The organism is Pseudomonas sp. RGB, from assembly GCF_007713445.1.
Lineage (GTDB): Bacteria > Pseudomonadota > Gammaproteobacteria > Pseudomonadales > Pseudomonadaceae > Aquipseudomonas.
The window spans coordinates 122,528-134,623 of record NZ_VMSH01000009.1 but is presented as its reverse complement, the minus strand read 5'-3'; the positions used below and the strand labels follow the sequence as shown (position 1 = coordinate 134,623).

Here is a 12,096-nt window from a genome sequence, read left to right as displayed (position 1 = left end):
TTCAGCAGGTCCGACAAGCGGAGAGCATCATGTGCGGAAGACTTACCCAGTACCGGGGAATTCACGACTTCGTGGCAGCGTTGAGCATGCCTAACGCTCTGGCTAACTCTGTCGGTGAATTGCCAGTGGAGCGTTACAACGTAGCCCCCACAACCCAAGTCGCCCTGCTCCACCTACAGGGTGATCTGCTGCACGCCGACATGGTGCGCTGGGGTCGGCGGCCACACTGGGCCAAGGACAGGGCCGCACCGATCAATGCGCGCGTCGAGAAAGTAGCCCATGGACGGTTCTTTCGTGCGATCTGTCCGCACCGGGCAATCGCACCCATCGATAGCGGCTGCGCTTGTCGCGATGGCGACTGTACAGACGCTACCACCACGCCCCCGGCGCTTTCCGTCTGATCAGGGACAGCGCTGGCGGCCCAGTTCGACCACGCCACAGGCACCCTGAATGGATCGCCGAACGGATGGGAAAAGCAACCGGCAACATGATCCTCTAGCACCATGGGGAATGGATTAACGAGGATGGGCCGGACGCGGTGGGCGTGCTACAGCTGGCACTAAAGCTTCCGCCGACGCCAGTTTTACACTTGACGCCTTAAAGCCCTATGACTGGCGCAACGGACCACTGCAGTGCGGCTTGATCAGGTGCGCAATGGTTCTCGTACAGAGCGTATCGGTACAAGCCGCGCCGAGGTATCGCCCAGACGAATCGAAAGCGTCCGCTTACTATCTTTGCCGGCAATGCTGCCAACCACAACCTCACGCATCTCGTGTTCACTGACCAGAGCTTTAGCGTGTCGGGTTGAAGCCTCCTCGATCAAGCGTTCAGTTCCCGGTGCCGCGCGGCAGCTGCGTCCTCGACCGCAATAAACAGCGCCTCGATGGTCGCCGGGGTCAGCGCATGGGCTGCATCTACCCCTTCGACAAAACCTTTAGCGCGCGCCAGGGCCAGCTTCAGGGCGTGCAAATCCTCAGCACGCGCCTGGTGTGACAGGTGGTTTTGCATCTTGGTGCGAAGCCCTGCCGGTAGGCTTATCGCGTCCAACTGCTGGCTGACGTTCATCTCGCAACTCCCTGCACTTCGGCTAATATTGTGGCCAATTCGCACAACGGGTACTGAGCTTGAATCAGCTCGCAGCCTGCGCAGTGTCACACCGGGTCATGAGCATTACTCGGCCATTGCGTGGCCAGGCATAAACGGCAGCGTACCGCTTCTTCCCTCATGATCCATCGCTCATTCAACAGGCCTAAAGCGAAATCAGCACACAAGTCGGGCGACAGTGGGCTAGAAGCAGGACACTGAACCTTTATGTATTCATCCATGCGGATTCGAACCCTTTAATAAGACGGTAATGGAATTCCCGCCCGTGCTCTGGGGATAAGACCTCGCCGGCGATCAAACCGTCTAAAAAACCGATTAACTGGTTATACAGACTGGGCGGCGCCCACTCAGTCAAGGACTGGATGCGGAACGCCTCTACGTGGTGACGCACTCTAAATAAGATGTACTCGGGGTCTGCCAGGGTCATGAGGTCGTTGAAAAATTGCTGGGCGTTATCGATGGCCAGTGGATGAGTGAGCGGCGCGTACATAATTATTGTTGCCTTTGTAGATGGACTGCACGTCGAAGCAGTTATGGCGGAACTGGTAACGCAGTCTAGGGCTGCCTAGCTGCCTGCACCGAGAAAAAAAGTCCCCGTCAAGTCAAGACGTGCAGCCCCTTTTTATAAGTGGATTATTGGTAACGCCTAACTGGGAGAATGCCATTCATGGAGAATCCTCCGACACAGCCCTCAGAATCTTTGCTAAATCCCGCAACGGATATTGCATGTTGCCAATTTCACAGCCATCGGAATGGACCATCGGAATTTGAGCATTGCTGGGCAATTGTGTGGCAAGGCAGTAGCTGCAGCGCACGGCTTCGTCACTCATAAGCCATTTATCATTCCACAGTCCGAGTGCAAAATCGGCCGTCGTTGTGTCGGCCACTGCCGGCGGAAGATCTCGATTTAGGGTCATACTCCACCTCGCCATGCGCTGGACAGCGTTGCCATTCGTATTCGGGCAACCAAATTCTTCGGGGAAGACTTTGTTATCGTTCAGCCACGCAAAGACCTGGCCACATGCTCGGACGATCTCTGGATCAAGTCCCCATACATCGGCAACGGCGGAGCGAACATGTCTTCCGGCGTTCCACAAGGTGAACAGAAAACTGGCTACCGTACGGCCCTGCCTGGTGTCCTTTTGAGCGGTTAATAGCAGGCGCTCAAGTGCTTGTTGAGTTTCGGGATCGAAAGTAAGTGACACGGCGTAATTCCTTTTTACGTGATCGATGGACTTACGAAGAGCTACTGCGGAGGTAGCGGGTACCCTGCCTGAGGCCGACTTTCCATTCAGCTATCAAAGCTCTACCTTTAACATAGATGATTGCAGCGACTAACGCGATAGGCCTCAGCGATGCATAGAGCCCACGCAGCTTCGGCTTGTCCGCCAGAAGGTAGCAAAGGTTAAGTCGCTGATGGCCACACCATAAGCACCGACATGTAATGCCGCAGCGTGACTGGTGATAGTATCGGTGGCGTGGATTGTGTGGGCCAAAGCCGACGCTGAGGGGCGCCAACCGATGCTGCTGGCGATTGACGCATGCACTGATGGGCCCTGAAAGAATATGCACATTCGTTGACAGGTGAAGTGAATAATCTGCACAACTACCAATCCATGCAATAGAACTTGGATACCAGAGACTAAGGTTGACTAGTATTAGTGGGTCAAGGCATCGTAAGCACTCACCAATTTTCTGAAATAGCCCCCTGTACTACACTAGAAGGTTCCACCGCACCGTCACTTGAGGCCCTCGCAGATTTCCCCATTCACTTTTCGCAACCCATCTGCCCTAAGAAAAATTGGCGTTTTGAGAGCTCCATACACTCCAAGCACGCTCAGCTGCAGACATAATGGGTCCTTCGATAGAAATTTTTGATTGATCCGTCAGAGGCTAAGGCCGATAGATAAATAACTGGCAGCGTCGCTGGTTTTTTCCCTATGGAGTCACCATGAATCTACGTTCCATTAATATCGCTCCCAGATCCGCTCTCTGCTTCGGCCTTATCACTATGCTTGTAATTGCACTTGGAGCCTTTTCGTACATACAGCTCGGAAAATTGAGAGGAACAGAGCAGGACATTGAAAATAATTGGCTCGCAAGTATACAGACTGCTGACGATATACAGATTGCACTTTTGGGCGCCCGTTTAGAGAGCATTCGCTTACTAGCCACTTCGAGCCTAGAAGAAAAAGCGGCAGCTTCACAGCACCTTCAGGACGCGCAGAATATACTTAATAAGCAAACCGAATATTATCGAAACAATTTAATATCCGATGAAGACGAACGAGCGAAATTTAATGAAGCCGCTACGACGATGGAGAAATATATAGACGGGCTCAAAACCATACTCGATTTAGATGGCACGAAGCATGAGAAAGCAGTTCAATTCGCAAATACTGAACAGCGTGATCGCGCCAACGACTACCAGACTAAGCTTACAGCATTGAGAGATCACAACGTCAAAGGAGCAGCTACAGCAGGCACTACAGCGACGGCTGTGTACTCACACAGCATTACAATCGTCGACTCGGTGATTGGTGCATCATTAGTTCTTACCATATTTCTTGCAATTGCACTTACCCGAAGTATAGTTCGCCCTATGAACTTCTCTGTAAAGATGGCAGAAGAGATCGCAGCAGGCGACCTTAGGCTTGCTCTTGAGGTAACCGGAAATGATGAGTCCGCAAGGTTAATGCGAGCGCTCAATACAATGCAAGGAACCTTGCGTGATACCATAAGCGAGATATCTGAGGCTGCCACGCAGCTTAGCACTGCCGCAGTTGAGATGAGCTCGATAACAGAAGGCGCAAGCTTTACCCTTCAGCAGCAAAATAGTGAAATCGAACAGGCTGCAACTGCGGTGACCGAGATGAGTGCCGCGGTTGATGAGGTTGCTCGCAACGCTATTTCCACATCAGAATCAGCTCGTGAATCCAACAAAGCTGCAGCGGCAGGAAACAATAAAGTTGGTGAAACACTCAAAGCAATGCGCAGCTTAACGGACAGGATTGAGATCACGTCCGAACAAGTACAACTGCTAGCTGGACAAACGCAAGAAATAAGTACCGTTTTAAGTGTAATTCGAGCAATCGCGGAGCAAACCAATCTCCTAGCGCTAAACGCTGCTATTGAAGCTGCTAGAGCGGGTGAACAAGGAAGAGGATTCGCAGTGGTTGCGGATGAAGTTAGAGCTCTTGCTCATCGAACCCAAACTGCAACTCAGGAAATCGAACAAATGATTTCAAGCATTCAGGCAGGTAGTGCGCAAGCTGTAGAATCGATGATTAGTAGCACCCATGAGGCGCATAGCACTAGGCAAACGGCGGAAGAGGCTGGCCAGTCGCTCAAAGCTATCACATCAGCTGTTCAGCTGATCGATGATCGGAATCAGCAGATCGCGACTGCATCGGAAGAGCAGGCTCATGTAGCAAGAGAGGTAGATAGAGCCCTCATAAGCATTCGAGAACTCAGCGTTCAAAGTAGCGAAGGAACCCATCAGACTCTTCTAGCAAGTAACGAGCTTTCGAGACTTGCAATATCACTTAATCAGATGGTTGGTCGTTTCAGAATTTAAATACCAAACCTACCGTCAGCCCTGCCATTTAATTTAATCGGCTATCGCCCTGAGATATGCCTGACACGCGCGCAGCGCGATCAGTCCGTTGTCCCCATCGTCGGTGATGGCGATAATTCGTTGCGCATGCGCTGGGTCAAGTTGGGCTCGACGGGCTGCATGAACCACGCTGACGGAGCCGGCGGCGGTAGGCACTTTAGAGCCACTGGCTGGATCGTCGGCAAGGAGGACTGACAGCCGCACATCAGCAGTGGCAAGGCGATCGCGCAAAAGAGCCTGGTTGCGTTTAGCATCGGATAGTTCTCGAGTGTGTTGTTGGTCCTGGGCCGCGAGATCCTGCTCGATGGCCAGGCGCTTTTTCTTTTCTGCGAGGGCCTGCGCGCTGGCGGCTCTAGCTGTCGCAGCCAAATCCTCCTGGTGCAGCCTGGCCTGTTCGGCAAGCCGCTTGCCGATCCGCCAATCCTGCACCTGCCAGGCGGCGCCGGCAGCAACAGTCATCAGCACCAGGATCAGCAGCACCAGCCCGGCCAGCTTCTGCACCGGCGTCATGCCAGCACCTTCAGCGCCGTGTCGTAAAGCGCCTGACGCTCGGCTTGGCCTGTGAGCCCGCCATTGATGCGCCTGGTGATTTTCGCGAAGTCTTTCTGGTCTGCCAGAGTGTTCAGCCCACGTACAGACCAGAACCAGGCCGCCGACATCGCCGCGTGCTGGGGCAGTTCCAGCAGCTCCGGCTTGTTGATCAGATCCAGACCTAGGGCTTCACCGCATGCGGCATAGTTGGCTCGCCCGGTGATCTGGATCAGTCCGCGCCCATGGTACTTCGAGCCGTCACCCTTGACGGTGTTGCCCAGGTCGGCCCGTCCTTCATACGTGAGCTGCTGCGCCGTGGGCCCCCAGATCTCGCGCACGTAGCGCAGTTGGCCGGACTCATGCCCGACCTGGGCAATGAATGCGGCGACGCGCGCGGTGCCGACGATGCCGTAGCGGTTCATGGCCGTATTCAGCGCAGGAACAAAAACGCCGGCTTGGCGGCCGGCGTTCGGTAGGATCTTCAGCAAGTGCTGTTCGGTGATCGGCATGTTTTTCTCCAGGCGAAAAAAACCGCTCAAGGCGGCGGTAGCATTCAGGCAGATAGTCAGGCGGGCACGTCTGGCCACTCAATGGCATCTGGATAGCCGGCCTGCTCTGGCACACGATTCAGCGCGAGGCGGTATTTCTTCCAGGCTTTCAGCGCAGCGAGTTCACTCTCGCTGGCTTCTTCGACATCCACTGCATCCTGCAACGGAGCAATTGCGTAGTCCGCGACGGAGCGCAGGCGGGTAATCTCAGCTTGTACGAGTTCTAGAGGGTCAATAGCCGGTGTCGGCGCAGGTGGTAGGATTTCCTGAGGGGGCAGCGAATCCACCGCGATGTGCAAGGTAATGCTGTGCACCAGGTCTGCCGGCTCACCGTCTTTGGCCACGCTCACCGCTAATATGCCATCGGTGTAGCCGATAGCTACCGAGCAAGCCGCGTCGACCTGGTTCACCACGTAGCCCCAACCTTCCGGCGGTGGCGCCATGCCGAGTGTGCCGTGCACCAGGTACTGGCCAGGGTCGGAGTGTTCAGTGGTAATAGTGTCGACACCAAGCGAAGTGATATCGATGATGGCACCGGTGGCGCCGAGAATATTTAATGCTGCGCGAGTCGTCATTTAAAGAGCCTTCAGTGTGCCGTCAGCGGCGCGGGTAGTGTTGCCGGTGTGGTAAACGAAGTTGAAGCTCTCCGTGCCGTAATCGCCACTCCGGAACCCCAGCGTCTTTCCTGGAGAGGTGCCCATCCAAAGCTGCGAGCCAAGGTTTCCTGTGCCTGGAAAGGCCATGTTTAGCAGCGTGCCGTAAGTCACAGGTCTAAACTGCGTGCCGTCAGCAATTACACCAACACCGCTTTCCCAAACGTTCATGGACTTGTAGATAGAACTGTTCCCAATGGCCTCCCGAGACCCAAGGCCAAGCATGGGGACTGAAAGCACCTGACCAGCTCCGATACCGAAACCGGCTGTGGCCGCAGCTCCCAAACCTAGGTTCGCACGCGCCGCAGCTGGTACCGAGGCTCCTGTCCCACCCTTCGCAACCGGCACGATGTTCTCTGTCGAAACGGAGCCCAATCCCGCCAAGGTAGCGCCCCACTGCTGCACCATCTGATTAACCGCATCAGCCAGCGCTTTGGGGTAACCGTTTACCGGCACAATGCCGTATACAGCGCCACTGGCGGTTGCTCCGCGATAAGCGGGCGAGATCGATAAGGAGGTGTCACTCGCTGGGTTGATCACTTGATAAATGCCGTTATCCGGACCAACGAACATGTCGCCGGATCGGCAGTTGGAAAACTTCGTACCTACGCCTGTCACGGTGGCGTTGCCATTCGTGACGGTTACGGTTCCTTCTGAAAACCAAGAAGTCATTATTATCTCCAGACAAAGAAAGACCCGCACTTGGCGGGCTCTATATCAATTAAGAACTACGCTTGGCTGCGTGCAAAGACAGCGGGCAGGTACAGGGTGTTCATAGCTGTTGCGCCGATGGTGATCGCCCATAGTCGGTTACCAGGGAAGTCCCACCAGCAATAGAGGCTGACATCTCGTGTTTGTGCGCCGGCCATATCCATCGCGAAATTGTTAATCAGCATGTAGTCAGGCGAAGAAAAATCAAACGGAACACTGAAGTAAACCATGGGCACTCCCTGAGAGTCGGTGCCCGACATTACGTAGGACCAGGACTGATAGGACTTCGTGAACACGGCGACAGGGCTACCAGTATCAAAAATCAAACTTTCATTTGCGTCAAACAACTGGGCTCCATATCCAGAACTGGGGCTCACCTGAAATGCAGCCACAAAGTAGCTACCATTTGGCTGTGCAGTGGCGTTGTTGTAGGCCCGCACGTAGAAACCCGTCCAGTTACCAGCTGACCCCGTAATCAGTACCCTGCAAAGGCCGGCGATCGCAGAAACACGATCCGGCTTTACGAAAACCAACGGCGGCTCCTGAGTGGTGACTACTTTTTCGAAATAAGTCATCGACCCCATTCCTGATTCTTGAGTTGGAATAAAGCGGCCTTTAGACAGAACGACAATACGAGCAAACTCCGAATCAACCGTCACTGCATCCGAATTATTGATGAGCTCAAATCCATAGGACATTACCCAAACCTCGCCACGATAAGTCGCTGAGTTCCAAATGCGTACAGCCCATTAACAGCTGTTCGGTGCCCCCGCCAAACTCGCACTGAACCATTCAGCATCTCTGGCTCAAATTGAACCTGGTGCAATTGGTTGCCCGCGTTGTACGCAGCGATCGGCACAATTACTGCGAAGCTGTTTTCCGGCGTGCAGCCAGGAACACTGAATGATTGGGTCGAAGCTCCCCCGCCGCTGGCGAAAGTAACAAGGGTGGATAGCACCACCCTCATCGTGAATGAAGCGGTGCCGAGCAGTTGAACGTCGTTTAGGTCCCACGTCCCCAGGCCATATTCCTCCATCAAGAAATCCTCCCGAACTTCCCGCGCCTTTTCTCGCGTCCGTCGTACACAGCCAGGCCAGTACTGTCGAGCAGGATCGAGCCATCAACACCTTCACCACGAAGTGTGAATGTGCCCGCCGGGATATTGATTTCCAATAGCGGCCGCTCCTTCGAGTCAACAGTCGGCGAACGAAGCACCATGCCGAGGATGATTTCCTGAATGATCGCCTTGCTTATGATCGCGGTGTTGAACACGGCTTGGCCGTTCTCAATGACGAACATCGGTACAACTTTGCCATCAATCTCGTTCACGACCGCCATACGCTGGGCCATGATCAGGAACTCCGACTGCTCGCCATTCGCGCCGAAGGCAAAGCCTGTGGCGACCTTCCGCCCGTCCACGATTGTTTGAGCCTTCATGGTGACTTGAGCCGATACCCGACCATCCAGTCCCACTAGGGTTTGGCTGACCTGCTGCACGGAAGCATTCGTCTGACCGATGCTTGATTGCAGCGTTTCTGATGTCTTGGCATGGGCTTCGTTGGCGGAGGCTTGCACCTTCTTCTCAGCCACAAAACTGGCCGTGGCATCCCATGCCTTGACAGCGCTGGCCAACTCACCAGCCCCGTCGTCACCGCGCACGGAAGCGCGCAGCGCTTCATTGCTCGACGCTTGTGAAGTGATCATTCCGTCCAGGCTGGTGACTTTTGTGTCGAGGCTGGTGAGCGCCTGGGCAGTGCCGTTCGCCTTTTGATCGACCGCAGACAGATCGCTGTTCAGTTTGGTGATCTGCGCTGCGGAGGTCTCGCGGTTGCTGGCTACCACCTGCTCCAGAACGGTCAGCGACGACTTGTTATTGCCAACCTGCGCGCCCAGGGTGAGCAGTTGCTGAGCTATCGCATCGTTTTCGCTGGCCCGGGTTTTACGCTCTACAGCAAGATCAGCCGTAGACGTCCAGCCCTTGATTGCGTCGGCCAGATCACCGGCGCCGTCATCACCACGAGCAGCAGATCGCAAAGCCTCCACCGAGGTGGCGGTGGCCACGATCTTTCCGTCGATCTCTTCGATCTTGTTGCTGACCAGGGCAACCTGTTGGGTGAGCGCGTTGGTCGTTTCCAGGATCGTGCCGATGTCCTTCCAGTAGGTCGCATTCGGAGGCGTTACGCCTGCCGGCACCTCCTGGATGGCTTGGTAGATGTGGCCGTCCTGCTGAACGAATGAGCCGGCCAGGTACGGCTTGGCCGGATCGAATGGCGTCGCACCGGTAATCTGGCCAAGCAACCCCTCAAGCTCCGCCTTGGCCTCTTTCAGGCGCGCATTCACCGACTCTGGCCCATCGCTCGAAATCAACTCGATCTCTTCGCGCAGACTCTGGTAGAGCGCCCCCTTGCCGATCTTGTCCGCGTAGTACGCTTCGTAATCGCTCTGCTTTGAGCTGGCCTGGCCATTGACGGCACCGGCCACAGGAAAGAACGGGCCCACGTTGCCGGTGCGGTCCACCAGGCGCGCCCAGAAGAACAGGCTCGCCCCGGCCAATAGGCTGTGCATCTCGTGCGATGCTTGCGGGTAGCTGAAGTCGCTCAGCTTGGCCGCAGTCGACAGGTCAGCCGACTGGCTGTACCAAACCTCCGTGCGCTGGGTGTCTTCGGCACCTGGTGGAAAGCCCCACTGGATGCCGATGCCATAGACCAGGCTGGTGGTGGTCAGGAACGACACCGCCGGCGGCAAGCCGGTTTTACCTTGCAGATTGGTCAAGATGGAGCTTTTCCAGATCGACGAAATCTCGAAGGCGCTCACCGAGCGCACGCGCGCCAAGTAGGCGCCCGAGTAGATGCCGGTGACGTCGACGCTTGTCGAGCCGGTGCGCTGCACCTTGATCCAGTTGCCGCGGTCCTTACGCCACTCCACGTCGTACGCGACGGCGCCGGTGACGGCTGGCCACGAGATGTTCATGGTGCTGATCGCAATGCCCTGATTCACGGCGTAGCTTGATGTCAGGGTGACGCTGGCCGGCGCCGGAACAACGGTGATCGGGATAACGCTGATCGGCCGTTCTTCCAGGCGCGCGCCGGTGTCGATGTGCGCAAACTTGCTCGGGTCGTACTGCACGGCCGAGATCTCGAACACGCCAGGCTCTGGCCGGGCTACGCTCACGACCCGATACAGCGGGATCGCCAAGTCGTCGGCATCCAGCGCCCACACCAGTTCAGCTTCGGGCGTCACGGAATAAGCCACGGTCACCGTGACTTTCCGGCCACTCACCAGTTGCACAGTCCGCCCCTCACACTTGCCATCAGGCAGGTTGAGGATCAGCCGGTCGCCGGGCTTGGCCTGGGTGTCGCGGTCCAGGGTGATGACCTTGCCATTCACAGCCGAGATGCGCCCGCCCACCGGCCGACCGGCCAGCAGTTCGTCAGCGATCGGAATTACGTAGCCGGGCAGCGGGATACGACCGTCGAGGCCGACCTTGAAGGTGACCGCCCGATCCTTGGAGTTTGTGAGCAGCGCCCACTTACCACGGCGCTGGGCCTCGGATTCGCGGGTGCAGCCAATCGCGCTGATTTCCAACGGATTGTCGCCGTAGCGCCGCTGCAGCTTCTGGTCGGTGACGGCCGTGACGTCGGTGTCATAGTTGTTCAGCGGGTTGTCGTAACTGACCAGCGCGCGGGTATAGCGGGTGCGCTCCGACGCGCTGGAATAGGTGAACTTGCCATCGAGCACGCTTGCGCGGGTGTAAGCGAAGTCGAAGTCCGTGGCTCGCGGCATATCCGACAGGGTGAATACCTGGCCCTGAGCCCAGTAGGTCATCCCTCGGTAGATCGCCGAGATATCGCGCAGTAGCGACCAGGCATCAGCCTTGCTCTGCAGGTTTAAATTGCAGATGAATCGCGGCTCCTGGCCACCCTTCCCGTCCGGCACCAGATGGTCGCAATACTGCGAGATGCGGTACAGCTCCCACTTGTCGACCATCCACGGCTTGATGCGGCGGCCCAGGCCGAAACGGTCGTTCGTTGTGATGCCGTAGGTGTGCCAGACAGGGTTGTCCGTCCAGGCCTCCTTGAACGTCCCATCCCAGACACCTGTGTAGCTACGCGATCGGGGATCATAGTTATTCGGCACCTGCCATTTTCGGCCATCACACTCGAGCGTTACCGCTGGAATATTGCGGAACTGCTCGGCCGAAAACTCGATGAAAAGTAGGGCCGTATTTGGGTAACGAATCTTTGCGTCGATCACCTCGGTGAAACCGGCGATCTGCATCGTATCGGAGATTTTGTTGTTGTTCTGGTTGGACGTCAGCCGGGTGATCTTCAGCAACCATCCAGCCGTTGCGCGCGGCAGATCGATTCGCCGGCTGCGCTCGTACAGGCTGGTGGTCTTTCCGGAAACCCCCTCGCTCAGCACTTCCTGGTAGGCGCCGCCGTCAGTGGCCAACTCGATCTTGTAGCCGATCGCGTAACCATTGATGTTGCTGCCAGCATCCACAGATTGAAGCGCCGGCCATGCAAAGCGCACGCGCACAGCCGAGAGCTGTGTGTTGCTGATGGAACGGACCCATGGAGTACCGCTACGCAACTCGGTGCCAATAGTGGTTTCGTTCGCGACAGATGGAATGCCCTGGATGTAGGTTTGGTCTACCGCTCCTGCTCGCCACTCCCACTTCACATTCGGGAAATTGATGTTTCCCTGAGGGTCTTGCAGGGGGGTGTTGTCGAGATAGATGTCGCGCGCCGTCGGTATGCCTTCGAACTCACCCTCGCCCACCGCGATCAGCATTTTCGCGATAGCAACAGAGCGCAGACTGTCCGGCGCTTCGGTTGGTATTTTCGGTTTCTCGGAACCACCCTTGGCGCCGTAGATGTCGAGCTTCTTTGCTGCGCCCATGCTTTCCTCCAGGCAATAAAAAACCGCCTCA

The 12,096-nt window shown here is 56.2% G+C and carries 10 protein-coding genes and 1 pseudogene; 2 read left to right on the top strand and 9 right to left on the bottom strand.

Annotated features, from left to right (window positions below):
- Positions 1–29: 29 nt before the first annotated feature.
- A pseudogene (locus FPT15_RS19730) lies at positions 30–335 on the top strand (SOS response-associated peptidase family protein); the annotation flags it as partial.
- Between the two features lie 484 nt (positions 336–819).
- Here FPT15_RS19730 and FPT15_RS19725 read toward each other — a convergent pair.
- The 3 genes from FPT15_RS19725 to FPT15_RS19715 all read right to left on the bottom strand — a co-directional run bounded on the left by FPT15_RS19725 (position 820) and on the right by FPT15_RS19715 (position 2,309).
- On the bottom strand, positions 820–1,065 hold the full coding sequence (locus tag FPT15_RS19725) for a hypothetical protein (RefSeq protein ID WP_145163920.1): 246 nt from the start codon (positions 1,063–1,065) through the stop codon (positions 820–822).
- Positions 1,066–1,309: 244 nt separating this feature from the next.
- Complete coding sequence (locus FPT15_RS19720) at positions 1,310–1,594, bottom strand: hypothetical protein (RefSeq protein WP_145163918.1); 285 nt, start codon at positions 1,592–1,594, stop codon at positions 1,310–1,312.
- Positions 1,595–1,769: 175 nt separating this feature from the next.
- On the bottom strand, positions 1,770–2,309 hold the full coding sequence (locus FPT15_RS19715) for a hypothetical protein (protein ID WP_145163916.1): 540 nt from the start codon (positions 2,307–2,309) through the stop codon (positions 1,770–1,772).
- 746 nt (positions 2,310–3,055) lie between these two features.
- Between FPT15_RS19715 and FPT15_RS19710 the strand changes: the two genes are divergently transcribed.
- Positions 3,056–4,681, top strand: a complete 1,626-nt coding sequence (locus FPT15_RS19710) for a methyl-accepting chemotaxis protein (protein ID WP_145163914.1) — start codon at positions 3,056–3,058, stop codon at positions 4,679–4,681.
- A gap of 33 nt (positions 4,682–4,714) precedes the next feature.
- On the opposite strand, the gene FPT15_RS19705 is transcribed toward FPT15_RS19710, so the two are convergent.
- The 6 genes from FPT15_RS19705 to FPT15_RS19680 form a co-directional block, all read right to left on the bottom strand.
- Complete coding sequence (locus FPT15_RS19705; RefSeq protein ID WP_145163912.1) at positions 4,715–5,230, bottom strand: lysis system i-spanin subunit Rz; 516 nt, start codon at positions 5,228–5,230, stop codon at positions 4,715–4,717.
- Positions 5,227–5,760, bottom strand: coding sequence for a glycoside hydrolase family 19 protein (locus tag FPT15_RS19700; RefSeq protein WP_145163910.1), 534 nt, complete (start codon positions 5,758–5,760; stop codon positions 5,227–5,229). Before FPT15_RS19700 ends, FPT15_RS19705 begins: the two co-directional genes overlap by 4 nt.
- A gap of 56 nt (positions 5,761–5,816) precedes the next feature.
- Positions 5,817–6,374: a tail fiber assembly protein gene (locus tag FPT15_RS19695; protein ID WP_145163908.1), complete on the bottom strand. Its 558-nt coding sequence runs from the start codon at positions 6,372–6,374 to the stop codon at positions 5,817–5,819.
- The gene (locus tag FPT15_RS29835) at positions 6,375–7,124 is read right to left on the bottom strand and encodes a hypothetical protein (protein WP_178119728.1); all 750 of its coding nucleotides are present in this window, start codon (positions 7,122–7,124) and stop codon (positions 6,375–6,377) included. It lies immediately after the preceding gene.
- A 56-nt stretch (positions 7,125–7,180) separates the two neighbouring features.
- Positions 7,181–7,861, bottom strand: a complete 681-nt coding sequence (locus FPT15_RS19685) for a hypothetical protein (protein ID WP_145163906.1) — start codon at positions 7,859–7,861, stop codon at positions 7,181–7,183.
- Between the two features lie 337 nt (positions 7,862–8,198).
- Positions 8,199–12,065: a phage tail protein gene (locus FPT15_RS19680; protein ID WP_145163904.1), complete on the bottom strand. Its 3,867-nt coding sequence runs from the start codon at positions 12,063–12,065 to the stop codon at positions 8,199–8,201.
- Between the last annotated feature and the right edge of the window lie 31 nt (positions 12,066–12,096).

Excerpts from the sequence above, each read along its gene's own strand:
- FPT15_RS19720 (WP_145163918.1), bottom strand. The coding sequence starts at position 1,594 with ATGTACGCGCCGCTCACTCATCCACTGGCCATCGATAACGCCCAGCAA.
- FPT15_RS19705 (WP_145163912.1), bottom strand. The coding sequence starts at position 5,230 with ATGACGCCGGTGCAGAAGCTGGCCGGGCTGGTGCTGCTGATCCTGGTG.
- FPT15_RS29835 (WP_178119728.1), bottom strand. The coding sequence starts at position 7,124 with ATGACTTCTTGGTTTTCAGAAGGAACCGTAACCGTCACGAATGGCAAC.
- FPT15_RS19710 (WP_145163914.1), top strand. The coding sequence starts at position 3,056 with ATGAATCTACGTTCCATTAATATCGCTCCCAGATCCGCTCTCTGCTTC.
- FPT15_RS19700 (WP_145163910.1), bottom strand. The coding sequence starts at position 5,760 with ATGCCGATCACCGAACAGCACTTGCTGAAGATCCTACCGAACGCCGGC.
- FPT15_RS19680 (WP_145163904.1), bottom strand. The coding sequence starts at position 12,065 with ATGGGCGCAGCAAAGAAGCTCGACATCTACGGCGCCAAGGGTGGTTCC.
- FPT15_RS19695 (WP_145163908.1), bottom strand. The coding sequence starts at position 6,374 with ATGACGACTCGCGCAGCATTAAATATTCTCGGCGCCACCGGTGCCATC.
- FPT15_RS19725 (WP_145163920.1), bottom strand. The coding sequence starts at position 1,065 with ATGAACGTCAGCCAGCAGTTGGACGCGATAAGCCTACCGGCAGGGCTT.
- FPT15_RS19685 (WP_145163906.1), bottom strand. The coding sequence starts at position 7,861 with ATGTCCTATGGATTTGAGCTCATCAATAATTCGGATGCAGTGACGGTT.